This window comes from Streptomyces fragilis, assembly GCF_003112515.1.
In the GTDB taxonomy this organism is placed as follows: domain Bacteria; phylum Actinomycetota; class Actinomycetes; order Streptomycetales; family Streptomycetaceae; genus Streptomyces; species Streptomyces fragilis.
Genome location: NZ_BEVZ01000002.1, coordinates 953,153 through 972,869 on the forward strand (window position 1 = coordinate 953,153; position 19,717 = coordinate 972,869).

Genomic DNA, 19,717 nt, shown 5'->3' on the forward strand with positions numbered 1-19,717 from the left:
TCGTGCATCGGTCCATACCGTTCTTTTCGCTCCTCAGCGTTTTCCGGAGCTGTCCCATGACTCTGCTTCCTGATGAGGAAGACACCCGCAAGGTCCAGACCGCAGTCACCGGCGCGGCCGGGTCCGACAATCCTGTCTTCCTGCCGTACGACCACGGAGAGTTCGATCTCTTCATGCGGGGCCGCTCACGCGACGACTTCTACTGCGGGATCCTTCTGGGGGGCTGCGGCAAGAAGCTCAGCGCCAAGCGCTACACCGAGAAGAAGTGCCACTTCGCGCACCGACCGCCTGTGCACTGTCGCCGTACTGCCAACGGCGAATCCAGCGCGGACCACCTGTACATCGGTCAGGCGTTGACCCGATGGCTCGCAGGCCAGGCGCAGAGGCAGGTGAAGGCGGTGTACAGGACCGTCGGGGACAGGCCGGGCGGCACTGTGGACTTCCGGCTCTCCGGAGGGAGGCAGTTCATCCGCGTACAGATGGCCCGGCAAGGGTTGCAGCCATGGCGTCGAGAAGCGGAAGCCTTGGCAGAGAAGGCCGATCACGTCGAGTGGATCTTTGGACCGGACAGCATGCTGGCGTTCGACAGGGTGGAATCCCACGGATACGCCATCCGCGTCGAGTGCCGGACGGTCGGCATCACACGCGAGGTGCGGATCGGCACTCAGCTTCCGGGCAACGAGGTCGAGTGGACCACCCTGGAGAAGTGCTCCCTGACTTCGCAGGGAATCGTCACACCGAGTCTGGTGCACACCCCGCACGGGATAGTGCCGCGAGGAGCGTCAACCACCGCCACCGGGCTCTCCTTCCGGCTGGCCGGTGACACCGTTGCCTTCACAGGGGCGGTGCCGAGGGACGGTATAACCCTGCCCGACGGTATGAAGGGCCGGGCCTATGACGCAGACATCCAGCCCCTCGGGTCGGTCGCCGAACGGGCCCGCATCGTCCTTCCGCGTACTCTGACGCCGCCCGACCCGTCACGGGTGTACCTTCTGCGCGACCGTGTGAGCCTGAGTCCTCTTGCCGATTCTGCGCCCAAGGCGCCGGCCTGGCTGCTCTTCGCGTCCGATGTGCGACGACTCGATCCCCAAGAGGCCGCTTCCTGGAGCGAGCTCAAGCCGGCCAGGCCAGCACATGTGACAGCGGCACCCTCGACCCCCGTTACGCACCAGTCCGCTCCCATGGGTCCGCGGCTCGCGGACCCTGAGATCATCGACGGTTTTCGGGCGGCATTGGAACGCACGGCCCATGCTCGTCGCTGGACAACCTGGGAGAAGCTCGTCAGGGGTATCGGGGCAAAGCCGCAGCAGTTCACTCCCGAACACCGGCTCAGGCTTCTCGTCGCGCTCGACTTCCCCCATGTCAAGGGCAAGCCTGTGCTTTCCTCGCTCATCAGAACGGAGAAGGGTGAAACGCCGCCGTTCTTTGCCGCCGTACTCATCAGATTGGGCTGGGTTCCGGGGCTGCCGGCAAACCAGGTGAACGGCATCGCCGACAGGGAGCGGCAGCTCGTCTACAAGGTCTACGGCAGGGACAGCGCGAGCGGGACGAATCGACCGGCAAGCACCGGCCAAGCTCCGGCCGCGGCGCAAGCCGCCCGTGCGGAGGCCGATCCGGGTTCCAAGCCCGCCGGTCTTTCCGCACAGACCGCGGTGGCTGCCGCCCTGGGAACGCTGACCGGGCTGCGCTGGCGATTCGACAGAGCCAGGAAGGACGGCGACCTTGCCGAGGCCAGACGCGCATGGCAGGCGGCAGGCCAGTTGTACGGCACCAAGCTGCCGCCCGAAATTCAGGCGGAATACCGCCCCCTCCTGCGTGATATGAGCCAGTGGGTACACGAGCGCGAAAACGAGCGCACCCTGGCCGAGCTCCGGCCTCTGCTCGACGACCTTGTACGGCGACAGAGCACCGGCGCCGACGATGACCTCCTCGTCGGCCTGTACCGAGCCCGTGACCTGAAGAGGAAGTACCACGGCAAGCTCCCCGACGACCTTCAGGATGCGTTCCTGTTCTGCCAGGAACGCCTGGCCGCGGTGACCGCGCCCGGCGCCGAGGGGGCCCGTTCCGCGGACGCCGCAGCGCCACGCCTGGGGAAGAACAAGTTGAACGAACTGGCGACCGTCGTACGGTCCCTGCTGCAAGACTCCGCCCGCGCCCAGGCCACCATCACCTGGTCCGCCATCCGTAACCGCCTCACCGTGGAAGTCCCTCATCTGCACCCGGACGACCAAGGGCAGGTCCTGGTCCTTGTTGACGCGGACACTCCGCCGGACGAGCCGCTCCTCTCCGCGCTGGTCACCACGAACCAAGGTGACATCCATCCCCTGTACCGGCACGTGGCCTTTTCACTTGAGCGGGAGGTGCCGGTGCAGCAGGACGAACTCCGCTCGTGGTGGCAGATGGATGTTTTGCGCCTCTACAGCATCTGGAAGCACCGCTGAGACCAGTCTGCCAAGCCTCGCCGGCAGGTCTCTGTGCGTCTCCCGGTGCACAAAAGCACTCGGCTCGTACCGGCTTGCCGCCCAGGCGTATGGCTTTCCGTTCGACCGGTCCGCGAAGGTGACGTGTCGGGCGAGGGGGAGGACGGCCTGCATGTGCTATTCGTCTCCGGTCCTCTTACGTTCGAAGACCTTGGAGGTCGGACAGCACCGGGTGGTGTCATGGACGGATAGGTAGGTGGCCGATCTGAAGGAGCTCGATCATCAGCGGATGAGGCAGCCTCAGATGCTGCTGGTCGCATGCTTAGCGAGAGGAGGTGTCGCCGCTCGCGGAGCCGTCGGCGCGACCGCAGAGGCTGCTGGCCGCGACTCGGCCAAGCGTCGCGTGGCCGACAGGGACATGCTGGAGATGAGGTCCTTCAGTACATCCAGCGGCACGTCGGCAGTGAACCCGATGGCCCAGGCCGGTTGATCGGCGGTGGCGTGGTGCCAGGCGGTCCAGGACCGGAGGGCCTGCTCGGGGTGGGCGGCGGCGTAGGTGTCGAGCCGGAGGCCGTGCGAGCGGTCGGGGGCGGTCCAGGTCGTCCAGCGGGTATCGGTTCTCTCGTGCCAGCCGGCTTCGGTGAGGGCGGCGGTGACCTGGGAGACACGCTCGTCCAGGGTGGCCGGATCGGCCGATGCGGGCCCGAGGTGGTCGGCGGCGTTCTCGAGGAGGTCGCGGACGAGGGCAACGGGGGCGGTGGTGGTCGCGCTGGCGTGCCAGACGAGGTCGCCGACGGGGGAGGCGTAAGCGGTGATCCGCCAGGCGATCTGGTGCGGCTCGGCCTCGTGGTTGAGTTCGGCGCGCAGGGTGAGCGACTCGTGGTTGGCGTAGGAGCAGTTGTCGTTCCAAGTGCGGTACTTCTCCCAGTCACGGTGGGAGCCGAGGAACGTGTTCAGGAGCGCTTCGTGATCCTCGATGGTCGCGGATTCGGCGGGTGCCGCGGCCTGGGGGCGGTCCTTGCACGCCTTGCGCAGGGTTGCCGCGGTGATGGCGGCCGGGAGAGGCTTGAGGGCTTCGGCGGCCTGTCGTTCGGCGGTCGTGGCGGGGGCTGGACCGGGGCGGACGGCGGAGCCGTAGATTTTCTGGAAGGCGGCGATGCCCTCGGCGGGGGTCTCGTAGACGTCGGTCACGCCGCGGAGGTGGTCCTCGCCGTGGAGGAAGACGGTGTTGCCGCCCTCGGTGGTGTAGGTGCCGACGGCGACGGTGGTGAAGCCGTCGTGGGCGTGCAGGTGGACGGTAAGGCGACCGGTGCGGATGTCGTCGTAGAGCTTCTGGGCGTTGTCGGAGATCTCGCGGATCTCGTCGCGGGTCAGCCAGGAGGCCGGGTAGTCGGCCCAGGTCCACTCCTCATGGATGGCTTCCTGGAGCTTCGGGGTGATCTCGACAGCGATCCGCTCGGCGCGTAGGGCCTTGGCCGCCTGGTTGGCCCAGTAGGGCTCTTCGGAGTCGATGCGGGCCATGACGAGGGTGCGGTCACCGGTGGGCTGGAAGCCGCGGGTGGTGAGCAGGGCTGCCGGGAGGGGGTTGCTGGGGTCGACGAGGGTGGCGACGACCGCGCTGGGGTGGTGGGGATGTCTGTCGAGCAGTACCTGGAAGGAGGGCGAGTCGGTCTGGTCGTGGGAAATCGGGGGCCTCTCTTGGGTCGTTGGGGGTTGGGTCAGCGTGTGGCGCGCAGGGCGGGTGGGCCCGCGCGGGGTCGCGCCGGCGTCGCGCGGGTGGCGGGTCTGGCTCGCGGCGCCGGGGTGGTGGCGTGGCGGAGGCGGTTGATCACGGTGGTGAACTCGGCGAGGGCGCGGCGGCTGCCGGTGACCAGCTGACGGGGGGTGTTGGCCGGGGTGGCGGTGAGCGAGGTGATGGTGGCGGCGAGGCCGCGGGCGTGGGTGAGGACGGAGCGGCGAAGGATCTTCTCGGCCCAGTAGGCGAGGGAGCCCGCGGGGGAGGAGACGATGGCCAGGATTTCCTCCGGCGTGGTGCCCGCATGGCCGGCGGGTTGGAGGACGCCGCGGTGTTGTGCCTCCCAAAGAACGGTGACGGGGTCGATGTCGGCTCCCCGGTGAGCGAGTGCGGTGAGGCACTCCCAGAGGGTGGCGTGCAGAGGCAGGACGAAGTCCCCCGGCATCAGCCACCGGGTCTCGGCGAGCTCGGAGGGGTGGGCCGTCGCGCTGGCCAGCAGCATCCGCTCCTCCTCCACCGCCTCCGCGGATGGACGCTCTCCGGGCGGTGACGGTGGTGGCCTGCGCGGCATGGAACCGGGGTGCGAGGCGAACTGCTCGGTGAGCCGGTCGAGCAGCGCCGCCAGGGCGTCCGACCGCGCGAGGACCTCGGCGACCGGGTCCGGATGGGAGGCGTCGGCGGCCGCCTGGGCCAGATCGATGGCGTGGGCGCGCAGGAGCCGGCGGACGTGCTCGCCCTTGACGATCTGGGCGTAAGCCGGAAGGTGTTGTGGCCAGGGGCACGCCTGGACCAGTTGGTGCGGATAGGAGGTCGGCAAGGTCGGCATCCGCTCGCGGGCGGCGGCCAGGACGGTGCTCAGCCAGGTGGCGTTCCGGGCGTGCTGTTCGGCGTCGGGTAGGGGAACGGTCCGCAGTGCGGCGAAGAGCGCGCGGTGAGTGGCGTCGGCGAACTGCTCGGGCGCCATGTCACCGAGCATTTGGAGACGGTGGGGTTCGAGGAGGAGGGCACCGAGGAGGGCCTGTTCGGCGTAGTGGACCGGCTGCGGCGAGGCCGGGTCGAGGGTGTCGTCGGCTGGCGTTGTGATGTCGGACATCAGGCGGCGAGAGCGAAGTCGTCGGGATTGAGCGGGACGTTCAGGTGCGGGGCGAGGAGGTGGCCGGCGAGGAGTGGGGGGACCGCATTGCCGATCTGGGAGAACTGCTGGCTCTTGTTGCCCTGCCAGGGGTAGTCGGCGGGAAAGGTCTGCAGGACCCTGCCTCGGCGGCCGTGATGCGGATCGGACTCGGCGGCGCGGTTTCCTCGCCGGCACGGTCCGGGTCGGGGGCGGCGACCCAGACGCACTCGTTGGAGCGGTGGCCGAAGAACAGGGTCCCGGCGGGTTCGTCGGCAGGGCGGACAGTGGCGTTGGCCTGGTTGTTGGTCCGCAGGGCCCACGACCAGCGGTGGGCCTCGGCGGTGAAGGTCGGGGCGGGACGGTTCACGGGACGGTTCTCGCGTGCGCCGCCGCGGGCGGCCCAGCCGGATCCCTCGCGGCGGGACCGCAGGACGACGCCTGCGGTGGGATGGGGGGTCCAGGTGCCGCGGGCCCGGGCGTCGGAGAGGGTCTTGCGGGAGCCGGAGGGAAACGGCTCGGGACCTCCGCCCGGTCCGCCGCCGGCGCACACGGTGGGCACCGGGCGGTCGGTGGCGCCCCAGCCGAGCGCCTCGGCCATGCTGACCCACCGCTTGCGCCCCGGACCGAAGAGGGACTCCGGTTCGGCGGTCCGGGCGTGGGTCGGCGGGGGCGGTTCGGCGTTGCGGACGCGGGAGGCGAGCAGGATCGCCCGCCTCCTGGTCTGCGGCACGCCGTAGTCGGCGGCGTTGAGGATGCCGGTCCAGACGGAGAACCCCCACCCGCGCAGGACAGCCGCGTACTGCCGCCACAGGGGGAGCACGTCCGGGACCTCCTCCATGGCCACCCACTCGGGCTCGCCGACGGCGTTGAGCGCCTGGAGGTAGCGCATGGGCTCGGCCGCGAGCAGGGAACGCTCGTCACGGCAGGCGGCCAGGAGCCGCTCGCGGGTGTCGCGTCCGGCGGCGAGGTCGGCGACGGCCTGGTGGACGAGGGGCTGGTCGACCAGGCCGAGGCGCTTGCCGGCCATCGACCACGCCTGACATGGCGGGCTGGCGATCAGCCCTCGCACCCGGCCCAGGAACGGCCACACCGGATACGCCGCCACGTCCGCGCGGATCGTCAACTGCCCCGCCGCCGCCCGGGTCCGGCACGCCCACGGGTCCCACTCCAATCCGACGTCCCGCACGCCCAGGACGGACAGGGCGTGGCTCCAGCCGCCCGGCCCGGCGAACAGGTCGATCACGGAGAGGGGACGCGCGGGGGAGGAGGAGCAGGTCAACGTGTACGCAGGGAGCGGGACTTGACGGTGTCGGCGGCTGGCTGGGGTGCCGTGGCGAGTGCCGCTCGGTAGGCGGTGCCGCCGACGATCCCGGGATCGACCTCGATGCTCAGGTCGGCCGCGGTGACCAGGGCCTCGACGAGGTCGACGAGGTCCTTCATCGCGATCTCGTCCATGGCCTCGGGGACCTGGTGCCAGACGTCACCGGACACCTGGTGGCGCTCCAGACCGAGACTGTCCAGCAGGGTCAGCAGCGATTCGGGGGCGCCGGTGCGGGTGTCGGCGAAAATCGTTCCGTCGCGGTGATAGATCCGGACGTCGACATCGTGGGCGTCGGCAAGACTCATGGAACTCCTGCTGGGATGGGTGGGGCTTACGGGGGCGCGGAGAGCGCTCATGAGGCCAGACCGAAGTTGTCGGCGCTGGTGCCTCGGGTCGGTTCGGTGTCGTGAGCGGCGAGGGCGGCGATGCGAGCGCTGACGAGCTCCGGGTGGCGGATCGGCAGGGCGTGCGTGGCACGCGGCACGATCTCCAGCCGGGCGTCCGGCAGGAGGCTCGCCAGGTGCGCGGTGTCAGCGGCGGGGATGTGCCGGTCGCCGGAGCCGGCCATCAGCAGCACCCGGGATCCGAGCCGCTCCAGCGCACGCAGGTCATGCGGCTGGTAGCGGTGCAGCGCCTGCCACAGGGTGTTGAGATCGGCGGTGCGTGTGTGCCGCACGCCGTGACGGCAGAGCGGCGGACCGCCCACCGGCTCGGCCTCGGGGCGTGGGGTGAGCGCGTAGCGGTGGGTGGGGGGAAGCCGCCGGCGGGCCCAGTCGACGGCCGAGGGCGCGTGGGCGAAGGCGAGGGACGCCAGCCCGCGCCCCGCGGCGGCCAGGAGGGCACGCGGGCGCAGGCCGGACAGGACGCTCGCCCGGCGGGCGGTCGCCGACAGCAGGACCATGCCGCGCACGCGGGACAGCAGGGCGGGACGGCGTGCGACGAGGTCCTGCAGGAGGAGAGCGCCGAGTGAGTGGCCGACGAGGACCAGCGGCCCCGCCGGGGCACAGGCCGACACGACGCGGTCGAGGTCGTCGGTGAGCTGCTCGACGGACAGCGGCGCCTCGCCGCGGAGGCTGTGACCGTGGGCGCGCTGGTCGTAGCGCAGGACCCGGAATCCGCGATCGGTCAAGTGCCGGGTGTGGGCGCGCCAGAGGTCGGCGGTGACAGACGCACCGTGCACCAGTACGACGGTCGCGGCGTCGGGACGGGGGCGCGCGGGGGCGTCCAGATAGACGGACAGGCGGGTGCCGTCGGAGGCGTACGCGGTGACGGTCTCGGTGGGGAGTTGGGCTGGAGGCATCTCGACCTTGAGCTGAGGGGAGGACGGGGAAGCAGTCGGGGACGGTGCTCGCCCCCGACGGGAAGCGGTGAGGAGGCGCGGCCGTAGGGGTGCCTGCTCTACGAGGCCAGGCCGAAGTCGTCCCGCGCCATGTCCGGGGCCGCCCCGCGGCAGGCCCAGGGGGAGCAGCCCTCGACGACGCCGGCCTCGAGTTCCTCGACGTCGACGCTGTCGTCGCCGAGCCGCCGTTGCATCGCGGCCCACTCGGAGGCGGTGACGTGGTCGATGGGGGCCTCGGCGAGCGGGACGCGGGAGCGGTGCAGGAACGCCTGGCCGAGCAGCTGGTTCCCGGAGGCGTTCGCGCGGGCGTTGCCCTTGCGGATGGCGGCGTCGAACGCGACGACGTCCTCCCACTCCTTCGGGGAGTTGTCGCGGATGTGCCGCCACTGGGCGTTGCCGTGGAACGGGCATCCCAGGCAGCTGGACTTGGGGGTGTCGGCGAGTCCGATGGAGGTGAGGTAGCGGACGCAGTCGTCACGGCTCCAACCCAGGTCGATCAGCGGGTGCCGGTTGCGCATGTACTTCACGTCGGAGTCCTTGGCGCGGTGGAACTCGTCGGTGGAGATTCCGACCCACTGCTCGACGAATACGTCCTTCGGGATCCGCACCGGATGCGGATATCCCAAAAGCTCCCGAATTTTTCTTTTGATCGGTTTTATCTTGTACTCGCCTGTGCATTGGCGCCGGGTCATCCCCGGCCTCCCGTCCGGATTGAGGATGTACAGGGGCATCGAGGCGAAGCGGTGGTCCGGATCGAGGGCGTCGTCGCGGATGTTGCCGGAGGAGACCCGGAGGATGGGGATTCCGGCCGGGTTCGCTATCTCGCGCTCGAGGCGGTCGAGATGGTCGTAGACGGCCTGGGGTTCCCAGCCGGTGTCGGCGAAGATCGCGTAGTCGACCTTGGGGAGGACTCCGCGGGCGGAGAGGGCGAGCATGGCGCTGGACTGGATTCCGGCACCGAGAGAGATCGCGCGGAAGCGAGGGTCTGCGGTAATTGACGGCTCCTTGGGAGTTGGCCGCGAGTGGGCCGCGAAGAAGGCCGGCGAAGCGGGCGAGAGGTCAGCGGCGCCGGGCGTGCTTGGCGACGGCGCGGGCGGTGATGGCCTTGGAGGCGCGGGCGGACGCGGCGGCGAGCTGGTCGGCGTCGGGTTCGAGGTACCAGGGACGCAGGTCGAGCATGGCGGCGCGCATGCCGGTGGCGAAGCACAGGGCGGTGCCCTTGGGGAGGGCGCGGATCGCGTCGGGCGGGAGGATGCGTTCTTGCCGCATGGAGACGGAGGTCGACTTGCCGGAGTCGGAGGTCGAGGTGGAAGTGGTCTCGACGTCGTGGTCGCCGATCAGGCGGGAGAGTTTGTCGGCGAAGTCCGGGTCATCGATGCCGGATCCGATGACCTTGATCGTGGAGGCGGACCACATGGCGTCCATGCCGGCGTCGCCCCAGACCTTCTGGCCCTGGCGGTAGGACTGCAGGATGGTGATCGGGATGATGCCGCGCGAGCCGAGGTGGGAGTAGAGGTCGGGCAGGTCGCTGATCTTGCAGACGTTGGCGGCCTCGTCGAGGATCGCGAGCATCGGCGGGTCGAGTCGGCCTCCGGCCCGTTCGGCCTGGGCGGTCGCGGCGCGCATCACCGAGTCGGCGCAGGCGGCGATCAGGGCAGACGCGCCGCCACCGCCGTCCTTCGACAGCAGGTAGAGGGTGTCGGTGGAGGTGACGAACTCGGACGGCCGGAACTCGGGTACGTCCTTCTGCGAGGTGACCCAGGCGGCGATGTCGGAGTTCAGGAGGGCGGCGGCGTACTGGCGGGCGGTCTCGTAGATGCCGTCGCGGGTCTCGGGCGGGCCCTCGACGGTGCCCTTCAGCTGGGAGGCGACGGCGGTGAAGTCGTGGTCGCGGAGGATGTCGAGCGGGGTGCGGTCGGCGGGGAAGGCGAGCCAGCGCATGACGTCGGTGACGGGACGCTCGTCGAGCGCGGCGGCGAGGAAGAGCTGGGCGAGGATGTTGGAGCCGGCCTTGGACCAGAAGTCGCCCTGCTGGGAGGCGTCCACGGAGGCGGACAGGAAGTGCCCGGCCAGCCGGCCCGCGCCCTCCAGCGTCTTGGCGTCGGCCAGGGGGTTCCACCACATGGTCCGCTCGGCGTGGGCGATCTGCTGCGGGTCCATCGACCAGACCCGGCCCACCGCGGCGCGGGTCTCGATGGTGGCGGTGTAGGCGTCGCCGGCGGCCTTGTTGGAGGTGAGGAGCACCGGGCCGGGCGCGGCGAGGATCGACGGGATCGCGAGGCTGGTCGTCTTGCCGGAACGCGGCGCCATGATCGCGACGGCGACGTCCTCGTATCCCATGCGGACCTCCTGGCGCGTGCCCTGGAGATTACCGAGGAGGATGCCGGCGTCCTTCGGCGCGACGCGCTGGGCGGCGCGCAGGCTCGGGCGCAGAGAGCGTGCCTTGGCGGTGATCGCCTTGGCGAGCAGCGGCTCGATGTCCTTCGCCTTCGCCATACCGGCGACCTTCTTCCCGCGCCCGGCCCGCGTCCTGTGCCGGGACCAGAGCACCGCGGCGGCGATCGCGGCGGCGACGACCAGGAGGCCGGGGACGACGCGGGTGCCGATCAGCAGCGGCGTCCTGCTCACAGCGGGCCACAGCAGCTCGGGGTGGAGGAGGGCGGTGGTGGGCTGGTAGGGCGCCCAGGGGTCGGAGCCGGTGGCCCAGGCGGTGAGATTGCCGCCGAGCCAGGCGAGGTTGGCCAGGGGGACGGCGATGGCGAGGGTGGCCATCAGGACGCGGAAGGCGATGTCGTAGCCGTCGTTGGATGTGTTCGGGGACGAGAAGGGCACGGAAAGCGGTGTCTCCGGGGTGAGGCGGCCGGGCGGTCAGACGCGGGGGCGGGGGCGGCGCGTCGACGGTGAATCCGCGGGTGCCGTGGCGGTCGTGGTGCGTCGCCTGGTCAACGCCTGGTGGAGGACGGAGGCGTGCTGGAGCGTGGTGTGGATGTCCAGGAGCGCCTGGCCGTGGTCGCGCCATTCGCTGAGCGGGTGCCACGCCTCCTCGTTCCGCTCGCCGATCGTGTCGTCGTAGGCGTCGGTGCCCGGGACGGCGTCCCACGGCAGCGTCTCTCGCGTCCGAAGCCACTGCCGCTGCAGCTCGTTGATCTGTTCGAGTGACTGCTCGAGCACACCGAGCTGCCACGGCCAGCACGAGCGGGAGAGTGTGCTCGGGATCCGCCGCAGCTCGCGCTCGGCCGTGGCGAGCAGTTCCTTGGCGCTTCCTCGCACTCGGTCGAAGGCGCGCCAGGTCTCGGCGTCCCGCTGGGCGGCGCGGCGGCCGTAGGAGTCCGGGTCGAGCGGCCAGCCGTCGTTGTCGGTGTGCTCGTCGGAGTAGGCGTCCCACGCGGCGAGGATCCGTTCGCTGTCTCGCAGGTAGCGCTCGAGTTGGCGGAGCTGCTGCTCGTGTCGGGTGGTGGTCATCGCGGTGGTGGCCGGTTTCCTCATGGCGTGCGGGTGGCGGTGGGGGTGGACGGGGGCGGTGGTGAGGGTCGTCTGCTCACCGGGGGCCGCTGTCCTGCCTGTCCGGTGTGGAGGCGGCCGAGGGGAGCGTGGAGGCGGTGCTCGAGTTCTCTCGCGGCTCTGGTGCCGCGGTGGCTGAGTGACGTCTGGGTGACGAGGTGCGTGTGCGGCACGTCGAACATCTCGCGCAGGGCGGGGGCGTCGCTGGTGAGGGCTTGGGCGAGCGCGTGGAGGAGGTGGGGTGGGGTTGTGTCGTCGAGGGAGGCCCGCCACACGATGTCCGCGCCCAGGCCGGGGTCGGGGAAGGTGGCCTCGACGGTCCAGTGGAAGTGGTCGGTGGTGGAGGCGGTCCACCGGCTCACGCGCAGGGTGCGGTAGGGGTGGCGGGCGATCTCGGTGTCGAGGTCGTCCCGCTCGTAGGACCAGCCTGCGGCGGTGAACACCGTCCAGACGTCCTCGTTGTCGTGGGCGGAGACCGGATGGTCGAGGGAGTCCGTGAGGGCGGAGAGGATCTCGACAGGGGTGTGGGCGGTGAACTCCGCGTGCCAGGAGCCGTGTTCGGTTGCTCCGTGGATGTGCCACCACGGTTTGAGATCGTTGGGACCGGGCTCCAGCACGACGGTGTGGCGCCGGTCCGTGCTCGTGAGCGCGACGCTCGGGCGGTCCGGGTCGGTGGAGGCTCTCCACCCGGCCGCCCGCAGGGCCCGGGTGATGTAGCGGGCGTCGCCCTGTCCGGCCAGATGCCGGGGGCTGGTCTCCAGCCAGTCGGTATGTACGGTCAGCGTGCCGGCGGCGACGGGTTCCGGGCATGCCGCGGCGTGGATGTCCTGAAGCACGTGCCCCTTCTCGGCCCAGACGCGGATCTCCAGGCGGCCCTCGGCGTTGCGCTCGGCGATCATCGCGGCGAACTCCTCCGACCCCGGTGTGATCTCGGCCGGCAGGAGCTCTCGGTGGTCGACCCACTCCTGATGGAGGAAATTCAGATACGAGATCGACTTGTCGAGCGCGTCCAGCTTGTCCGCCCAGCTCGGTTCGACGAGCTCGTCCGGCAGGTCGCGCATCTGGGCGCGCGCGACGTCCAGGAGCGTCAGGGCGTGGAAGCGGATCCGGTTGAACGCGCGCCACAGTTCGGCGTCGCGACGCCGAACGAGCGGTGCGCGCGCGTACGGCCTGTCGGACGGCGGCTCGCCATCGCCGCCTGCGCGGGCGAGACGGGCGTGCCAGGCGGCGTCGATCCGCGCGCTGTCGCGGAGGAAGAGCGCCAGCTGACGAAGCCGCCGCTGATGTTCCTCGGGGGTGCGCCAGTGGTTCACGTGACCCTCTCGTGGTTATCGCTGGGCGGCTTCGACGCGTGCCGGGGTCTGCGCGGGGCTGGTGGCGGGGCGCGGCACGAGCCGGAAGGGGGCGCTACGGGCGGCCTTGTCGATCTCGCGGATGGCGTGGCCGTGGACGGCCCACTCGTTCAGCGCGGCCCCTGCCGCGCGGAGGTGGGCGGCGTGGGTGTCATCGAAGGCGGATGTCCTCGGGCCGGCGTTGGGAGGGAGGCTGTCCCGCGTGATCCGCCAGGTCTCGCGCAGCGCGCCGAGGCGGTCGAGCGCGTCCTGCAGGACGGTGAGCTGCCAGGCCCAGCGGCTCTGGGCGGCACCCGTGGGCAGGAGGACGAGCTGGGCGCGGGCGGTGGCGAGGAGATGGGCGGCGCCCCCACGCACGTGGTCGAAGCTCTCGGCGACGGCCGCGTCGCGGTCGGTGGCGCGTCGGCCGTAGGCGTCGTCGTCGAAGGGCCAACCGTCGAGGTCGGTGTGCTCCTCGGAGTACACGCGCCAGGCGGCGAGGACGCGGTCGCTCTCGCGGAGGAACCGGTCGAGGTCTCGCAGCATCGCGCGGTGGGCGGACGGTATGGAAGAAGGCGGCATGGGGAGGTCTCCGCGTCGAGGGGGAAAGAGCGGGGCGCGCGGTGCCGCGCGTGGTCAGCGGTGAGCGGCCGTCGCTGTACTCGCTGACCGTGCGGGAGGCGTGGTGGTCGGCTGGGACGCGGCCCGGGCACGGCGTCGCGTGGCGCGGACTTGGGCGCGCAGGGCGTCGAGGCGTGAGGTGTGGGCCTCGACCAACCGCTTGCCGGTGAGACCGCTCGGCTTCTGGAGAGCCTTGTGGTGCACGTCGTCGCCGTACTGTCCGCGCGGCAGCGGCGCGGGGTCGGTGAGGGCGACGAGGAACGCGTTCACCAGCCGCACCGGAGTGTCGCCGTGGAACGTCGCGCGCCACCACAGCGGGGCGTGCTCGTGCGGGTACTCGCGGACCTCGACGTACCAGGGATCGCTCAGGTCGTCGTCGAAGCGCGAGATCTGGCACAGGCCGTCCGGGGAGCGAGCGTCGCGTTCGGAGATGACCGGCCAGCCCGCGTCCCGGATCGTCTGCCACGGGTCGGTGCCCCCGGCGGATGGGCCGGCGAGAGCGTCCGTGACCGCGGCAAGGATCTCCACCGGCGTGCGGTAGCCGAACGAGGCGTACCAGCGCTGCTCCTCGTCCACGGCGTGGCTCTGCAGCGACCAGTAGGCGAAGTGGCTGGAGCCGTCCAGGATCAGCCGACGGTGACAGTCATCGCTGCGCATCACCATCAGCGGGTTCAGCGGGTCCGACACGAGCGCCCATCCGGCGGCCGCGAGGCCGTGAGTGATGTGGCGGCCGTCGCCGGGGCCGGCGAGATGGCGCGGGCTGGTGTCGAAGAGGACCTTCGTTTCGTGGGCGGCGGCGAACGAGGCGATCTGCTTGTCACTGACCGGCATCGGCCACCCTCCGCAGCGGACACCCGGTAGGCGCGGACGGCAGAGGGACGTATGGGACGGGCCGCGGTGGTGGGGTCAACGAGACTCCTGCGAAGTAGGAGGAAATCAGCGGTAGGTGGCGGTGTGCCGGCTCGCGGGGCGCAGGGCCGGCGCTGTCCCGGGGGGCCCGGAGGAGCGGGCCCAGGCGGCGGTTCGAGCCGACCGCAGGCGCGCTTCGTGCCACGACCTGACCTCGGAGGGCAGCACCGACACGGAGGTGGTCTCCAGGGCGGCGATGGGCGGGACGAAGCCGCGTGCGCGCATCACCGGCCGCGGATCGGACAAACCCGCGGCGAACGCCTGGATCAGGTGCATGGGGGTGGAGGGCGTGAACGTCGCCGTCCAGCCGATCCCCTCCTTGCTGCGGGCCGCCGCCCACCACAGTGAGCCGAGGCGGCCCTGGTGGTACTGCAGCCACGCCGTTCCGTCCGGGCTCCGCGCGGTGTACCGGTCGGCGTCCTGGCTGGTCCTCCACCCGGCGCGCTCCAGTGGCGCCCACACGTTGGGCGCGTGCGCCGAGCGGGGCACCGTGAGGGCGTCGGTGAACGCGGCGACGATCTCCACCGGCGTTGCCTGCCCGAACGTCACCGCCCACGGCTCACAGTTCTCACCGGTGGCCTTGCCGCTGATCGTCCAGCCGGCCGGTGTGCCGTTGGGGTCGTAGGCCACCCGCACCGTGTCGGCCGGGTCCCGGGCCGCGACCCGGCCGCTGGGCCACACCGCGAGGGGCCAGTCACCGGCGGCCAGGAACTCGAAGACGTGCCGCAGATCGCCCCCGCCGGCCAGCGCGCGCGGCGCGACGAGGTAATGCTGCTCTGCCTTCTCGGCGGACGTCGGCCGGGGGCGTCGGCTGAACCTGCTCACCGGCGGCGCCGGACGACGAGCGGCGCCGCCGCAGGCGGCGCGATGGAGACCGGGGCGATCCGGCCGCTCAGGTCGCGGAGGGCGTCGACGTGTTCCTCCAAGCCGGCGCCGATGGCCCGCAGTTCGTTCGCGGCTCGGCCGAGCGCGAGCCATATCTCCGCGGGCAGGGCCCCGCGTTCGGCCTCGGTCCTGGCGAAGCGTGAGGCGGCGGCGACCAGGTCGGTGAAGTGGACCAGGACGCCCTTGTCGGGGTCGAGGATCCGGGCCACGGCGTCCACGGCCCGCTCTGGCGGAAGGCCGGGATCGGACAGGAACCGGGTGAGGCCGTCGAGCTGGTGGCGGATGCTGGTGGTGCGGAAGTCGGCGTGGTGGGGTGGCATCGAGGCCGGTTCCATGCGTCCTCCGGGGCGCGGTCAGTGGTGGTGAGGGAACCCGATCCGCCGTACGGAGCGCAGATCGCTCAGCGCGCGCGGATCTGTCGGACTCGTGACGCCGGCCGGGTCGAGGACGACGCGTCGACGCGGGTAGCGGCGGAAGACGGCGAATGCCAGGCGGGGCTTCAGCCGGGCGGACATGAACGGGACCGCGCGGCCGGCCGCGAAATCCTGGCGGTGCCGGTGCTTCACCGGGACCGTCCGGTGGCAGCTCGCGTCCTCACCGGACGCGGCGACGAAGCGGCGGTGACCGTGAGGGCGGGGGGCGCAGCCGAATGGCGCAGGGCGGTGCTGATCCCGCGGGCGGCGAGCTCGGAGCCCACCCTGCGCACGGCCCGGGCCTGCACGGCGGTGTCCTCGCCGCTCAGACGGTAGACACCGGTCCGCTCGTCACGCGTGAACCCGTTGGCCAGCAGGACCTCCGCGGCCTGCTCGGTGGCGGGCGAGGCGGCGAGGTCACCGTCGGTTTGCCAGGTAAGGACGACGCGATCGGGCTGGGACGGGTGGATCTGCCCGGCATCGGGCGCGTCCGTCAGCGCGGCCGCGTTGACGCGGACCTGGGCGAGCGCACTCTCGTATCGGGCCAGGAGGTCACTGGCGATCACCTCGGCGCTGAGGAACGGGTCGTCACCCAGGGCGATGCCGTTCGGCTCGCGGATCCCGCGGAACGCCTCCGCCGGCAGGCCCTCGGGTGCGAGGGCGGCGGCGAGGAACCCGTCACGGCCGTCGTGCCGGTCGAGCAGGAGCAGCTGGACTCCGTCGTCGCGGGTCAGGACGGCCAGGTGGCCGGGAGGGTGGGTGGCGAGGGACTCGGCGACGAGATCGAGGTCCCACGTCCTGTCCAGGGTGTCGGCGAGTTTCCTCGGGTCCGCCGGGGAGCGGTAGGAGGTGCGCCAGGAGCCGGGGAGTTCATCAGCGAGCACATCGGCGAACGAGGCCAGACGGCCAGGGTCGAAGTGGTGGAGGTCAGGGTCGTGCATGAAGTCCTTCGAGGGGGAGGGAGAGGGTCCGTCAGTGGTTCACGGCGCGGGAGAGGAGCGGCGGAGGCGGCCAGATGGAGTAGTGCGAACTCGCGGAATCGACGCCCCTCGCGCGTGCGCTCCGCCGCCGACGTGGACGTCCGAGCGGTGATCACGGGGTGGGGGCCTCGGCGTCATCGCTGTGGACGAGTTGTCCGAGGACTGTGGTGGTGTACCAGCCGCAGTCGATCAGGTCTCGGCGGCCGGTGAATCGAGGGAGCAGGTACTCCTTCACGGCGCGCAGATGGATGAGGCAGTCGGCGCACCGGCGGCGGAGATGGACCAGGTACCGAGGGTGGGCGGTGAGGTAGGACTGACGGCCGCCGTTGGGGTTGAGCACCCTCCAGCCGTCCTCCTGGGTCGGCAGGTGCCAGGAGTCGGCCACGACCCGCATGGCGTCGCCCCAGAGGTCACCGTTGGTCACGCCGCGTAGGACGAGGACGTGATCGCCGGGCTGGAAGTGCTGGTGGGTGATGTGACGCGCGGGGGTGAGCGGGTCGGGAGTCGGTATCAGCAGCGGGAGGTGGGGATGCGGGAGCACGGGCGGTGTTCCTTCCGCGGAGCGGCGCCGGGAAGAACGATGGTCCGCGCGATCACCGGTTTGGCTAACCGGTGATCGTCGTCTATGTTGCGCCCGCGTCAGAAGGGATTCTCCGTGCCACGGTCGTCGCCGGTCGCGGCGTCGAGCAGTTCGAGCAGGTCGGCACCGTCCGCGTCGCGCTGGTCGATCCACCATCCGGCGCGGGTGATCGCACGGGCCTTGTCCTCGAGGGCTGTCCAGTCCGCTTCGTCCCAGGTGCCCTCGGTGACCAGGGCGGTGTACGCGGCGGTCATGAGCTGGTGGCGGCAGCGTTCACCCCACTGCAGGGCCCGCTCGGGGCCCTCGAGCGGCGGCATGCCGAACTTCTCGGCCCACTCGGCCGCGTCCTGCTGTTCCTGGACGCGCTTGGCCGCGAGCCATTCCTCCTTGCTGGGGCTGTCGATGTCGCGGGCCGCCTTCCAGCAATCGGTGCAGTCCCGTTCGGCCAGCCAGCGGGCGTAGCCGGCGCGGCGGTCGGCGGGGCGATCGGACAGGTCGTGCTGGACCTCGTGCCCACAGGCATGCTCGACGGTCCACTTCGTACGGACGGCCATGTGCGAACTCCTTGAAGAGGAAAGAGGAGACGTGGGATGGGGCGGTTGCCACGCCGGTCAGCGGTGGTGCCGGGCTGTCGCCGTTCCGGGTGCCGGCCCGGGCGCGGCGGAGGCAGTACGGGGAGGAAGCGTCGTCCGTGAGGCCGGGGCGGCGATACGGGGGAGCGCGGTCCGAGGCGACCGGGTGGCGGCCGCCCGGGAGACACGCTCACGCCACTGGCTCGCGCTCGTGGAAAGCGGAGCACGGGCGAAGTCGGGACCAGTGGCTTCCAGGACGTCGTCGGCGTGGACGGTGTGGCCCAGGTTCCGGAGGTCCTTCACGGTCTGGCGGGCGCGGCGGACTCCGTCGCGCTCCGCCCCGGTCAGGCGGTACAGGCCCGCCGTCCCGGCCACCGGCTCGAACTGCTCGCGGACGAGGAGCCATTCGGCGAGGTGAGGGGGGATGCGGGGAGTGGCCTCGGCGACGAAGCCGAAGTCGTGGTCGACGCGGATGACGAAGTGAGGGAGTACGGACAGGAGGTCGCCTCCATGGGAGTTTCCGATGGGGGAGCCGGGCGCGGTGCGGGATCGTCCGAGCCGGGGCCTGTGAGATGGCGCGGGCCGGTCACCGTGTTCGGCCCGGAGGTGGCGCGGGCGGAGCGGGCGGCGGGGGAGCCGACGCGGTGGCCGGTGTCTTTGTTCCGGAGGGTGCCTGCTGCTCGGAGGCTCGCTCGGTGGCCAGGATCTCGTCGTATACCAGCGGCACGGTGGCATCCAACAGGCTCGTCAAATGTTCGGAGACCGCGGCGAGGCGCTCGCCGGCAGCGCGGTACTGGGCAGCGAGGTCTGCCTGGTTGTGCCATGCGCACCAGGTGGCGGCGGCGTCCATGAACTCGCCCAGGGTGGTGAGTGCCGCGTCCGGGTGATCGCCCAGGACGGCATTGCTGACGGCGAAGAACTCGGACAGCTTCTTGGCGCGGCTGAGGGCGGAGGTCCAGCCGGCGATGTGCAGACCTGTGTCCGGGTGACCGATCTCGTCGGCGAATTCCTCGGCGCTTGACTCGGTCCATCTGAGCATGTCGTCCCAGGTGGGCTGGCCGGTGTTGAGGCAGTGGATCTGTTCGCTGGTGCGGCCGACGTTGTCGTGCGGCTCGAATTCGGGGTTGGTCCAGGACAAGCGGGCGGGAACCTTTCGACGAGGGCTGGGGGAGGAGCGTCAGAGGTGGGGCGCCAGGCGCCTGGCGGGGGTCGCCGACGGGGCGGCAGGGACGGAATCGGGTCCGGGAGTGAGGTGCGGGGCCGTCCGGGGTGTGACAGCACGTACAGCCGCAGACCGTGGGGTGAGGTCAGCACGCGGCGGTGGCAGGCCGGGTCGACGCGGACGACGGCTGTCGTGGAGTCGGGCTCCCAGCGGCCGGGCAGGCGCGCGGCGAGGCCCGCGGAGAAGTGGGACACGTCAGGGTGGGCACAGGCTGCCCGAATGGGGCGTTCGTGATCATCGGGTGGGGCCCGGGCGCTGCTCGGGCCGGCCGGGCGGGCGCATGGAGGCGATGAACTCCCGGAGGGACTCGTGCTCTTCGAGGAGGGCGGCGGTTCCCTCAAGGGTCTCGGCGCAGCGTCGCAGTTCCGCCCGGGCGGAGGCGTGGTCGAGGGTCACCGCCGCCTCGTGCGGCTTGAGGTGGGGGTGGGTGAGGATCTTGTGCAGGGCGTGACCGAAGAGGAAGGAGGCCGCGAGGGCATGGCTGGCGGCGAGTGCGAGTCGCTCCCGCGTGCCGGGCGGCCGGTCCAGGTCGCCGGCTGTGGTCTCCGCTCTGGCCAGTGCGAGGGAGTCCAGGAGATGCTGGTGGGTGGCGCTCAGGTGGTGGAGGAGATCGGAGTGCGGAGGCGGGTCGGGGATGTGCCCGGTGTCGTCCAGCAGGGTGAACTCCTGCATCGACTCGCGCAGTCGACGGGCGAGATCCCGCAACTGGTCCGGTGTGGAGGGCGTCATGTGCGGCTCCCGATGGGGCGTGGCAGTGGCTGCGACGGGGATCGG

Annotated in this window: 18 protein-coding genes and 1 pseudogene; 1 reads left to right on the plus strand and 18 read right to left on the minus strand. The window is 71.2% G+C overall.

All coding sequences use genetic code 11. The features are described 5' to 3' along the window. Positions 1-56 precede the first annotated feature (56 nt). A complete protein-coding gene (locus tag Sfr03f_RS06110; RefSeq protein WP_159105557.1) occupies positions 57-2,441 on the plus strand; it encodes a competence protein CoiA family protein in 2,385 nt (794 codons plus the stop codon). 279 nt (positions 2,442-2,720) lie between these two features. On the opposite strand, the gene Sfr03f_RS06115 is transcribed toward Sfr03f_RS06110, so the two are convergent. The 18 genes and pseudogenes from Sfr03f_RS06115 to Sfr03f_RS06200 form a co-directional block, all read right to left on the minus strand. Continuing rightward, a complete protein-coding gene (locus tag Sfr03f_RS06115) occupies positions 2,721-3,941 on the minus strand; it encodes an SPDY domain-containing protein (RefSeq protein WP_108952648.1) in 1,221 nt (406 codons plus the stop codon). A 197-nt stretch (positions 3,942-4,138) separates the two neighbouring features. After that, a complete protein-coding gene (locus Sfr03f_RS06120; protein ID WP_108952649.1) occupies positions 4,139-5,248 on the minus strand; it encodes a DnaB-like helicase N-terminal domain-containing protein in 1,110 nt (369 codons plus the stop codon). Further along, a pseudogene (locus tag Sfr03f_RS06125) lies at positions 5,248-6,512 on the minus strand (DNA cytosine methyltransferase). Before Sfr03f_RS06125 ends, Sfr03f_RS06120 begins: the two are co-directional and overlap by 1 nt. A 32-nt stretch (positions 6,513-6,544) precedes the next feature. Further along, positions 6,545-6,895 carry a hypothetical protein gene (locus tag Sfr03f_RS06130; RefSeq protein WP_108952650.1) on the minus strand — a complete coding sequence of 117 codons (351 nt, stop codon included), beginning with the start codon at positions 6,893-6,895 and terminating at the stop codon, positions 6,545-6,547. A 47-nt stretch (positions 6,896-6,942) separates the two neighbouring features. Further along, positions 6,943-7,890 (minus strand): alpha/beta fold hydrolase, encoded by a 948-nt coding sequence (locus Sfr03f_RS06135; protein ID WP_108952651.1) that lies wholly within the window; start codon positions 7,888-7,890, stop codon positions 6,943-6,945. A 98-nt stretch (positions 7,891-7,988) separates the two neighbouring features. Then, positions 7,989-8,864 carry an adenine nucleotide alpha hydrolase family protein gene (locus Sfr03f_RS06140; protein ID WP_108952652.1) on the minus strand — a complete coding sequence of 292 codons (876 nt, stop codon included), beginning with the start codon at positions 8,862-8,864 and terminating at the stop codon, positions 7,989-7,991. A 124-nt stretch (positions 8,865-8,988) separates the two neighbouring features. Continuing rightward, the gene (locus Sfr03f_RS06145; protein ID WP_108953479.1) at positions 8,989-10,701 is read right to left on the minus strand and encodes a type IV secretory system conjugative DNA transfer family protein; all 1,713 of its coding nucleotides are present in this window, start codon (positions 10,699-10,701) and stop codon (positions 8,989-8,991) included. A gap of 96 nt (positions 10,702-10,797) precedes the next feature. Continuing rightward, positions 10,798-11,415 (minus strand): hypothetical protein, encoded by a 618-nt coding sequence (locus Sfr03f_RS06150; RefSeq protein ID WP_159105558.1) that lies wholly within the window; start codon positions 11,413-11,415, stop codon positions 10,798-10,800. Beyond that, the gene (locus Sfr03f_RS06155) at positions 11,412-12,743 is read right to left on the minus strand and encodes an SPDY domain-containing protein (RefSeq protein WP_108952654.1); all 1,332 of its coding nucleotides are present in this window, start codon (positions 12,741-12,743) and stop codon (positions 11,412-11,414) included. Before Sfr03f_RS06155 ends, Sfr03f_RS06150 begins: the two co-directional genes overlap by 4 nt. A gap of 15 nt (positions 12,744-12,758) precedes the next feature. Next, positions 12,759-13,343: a hypothetical protein gene (locus Sfr03f_RS06160; RefSeq protein ID WP_108952655.1), complete on the minus strand. Its 585-nt coding sequence runs from the start codon at positions 13,341-13,343 to the stop codon at positions 12,759-12,761. 54 nt (positions 13,344-13,397) lie between these two features. Beyond that, the gene (locus tag Sfr03f_RS06165; RefSeq protein ID WP_108952656.1) at positions 13,398-14,213 is read right to left on the minus strand and encodes an SPDY domain-containing protein; all 816 of its coding nucleotides are present in this window, start codon (positions 14,211-14,213) and stop codon (positions 13,398-13,400) included. Positions 14,214-14,318: 105 nt separating this feature from the next. Continuing rightward, the gene (locus Sfr03f_RS06170) at positions 14,319-15,116 is read right to left on the minus strand and encodes an SPDY domain-containing protein (protein WP_159105559.1); all 798 of its coding nucleotides are present in this window, start codon (positions 15,114-15,116) and stop codon (positions 14,319-14,321) included. Then, positions 15,113-15,496, minus strand: a complete 384-nt coding sequence (locus Sfr03f_RS30160; RefSeq protein WP_245967419.1) for a hypothetical protein — start codon at positions 15,494-15,496, stop codon at positions 15,113-15,115. Before Sfr03f_RS30160 ends, Sfr03f_RS06170 begins: the two co-directional genes overlap by 4 nt. A 242-nt stretch (positions 15,497-15,738) precedes the next feature. Next, on the minus strand, positions 15,739-16,530 hold the full coding sequence (locus tag Sfr03f_RS06180) for a hypothetical protein (RefSeq protein WP_108952659.1): 792 nt from the start codon (positions 16,528-16,530) through the stop codon (positions 15,739-15,741). A 151-nt stretch (positions 16,531-16,681) separates the two neighbouring features. Beyond that, entirely contained in the window at positions 16,682-17,110 is a 429-nt protein-coding gene (locus Sfr03f_RS06185) for a hypothetical protein (protein ID WP_170145038.1), read from the minus strand. 98 nt (positions 17,111-17,208) lie between these two features. Further along, positions 17,209-17,703, minus strand: coding sequence for a hypothetical protein (locus Sfr03f_RS06190; RefSeq protein ID WP_108952660.1), 495 nt, complete (start codon positions 17,701-17,703; stop codon positions 17,209-17,211). Between the two features lie 604 nt (positions 17,704-18,307). After that, a complete protein-coding gene (locus tag Sfr03f_RS06195) occupies positions 18,308-18,859 on the minus strand; it encodes a hypothetical protein (RefSeq protein WP_108952661.1) in 552 nt (183 codons plus the stop codon). Positions 18,860-19,177: 318 nt separating this feature from the next. Then, entirely contained in the window at positions 19,178-19,672 is a 495-nt protein-coding gene (locus Sfr03f_RS06200) for a hypothetical protein (RefSeq protein WP_159105560.1), read from the minus strand. Positions 19,673-19,717: the final 45 nt, after the last annotated feature.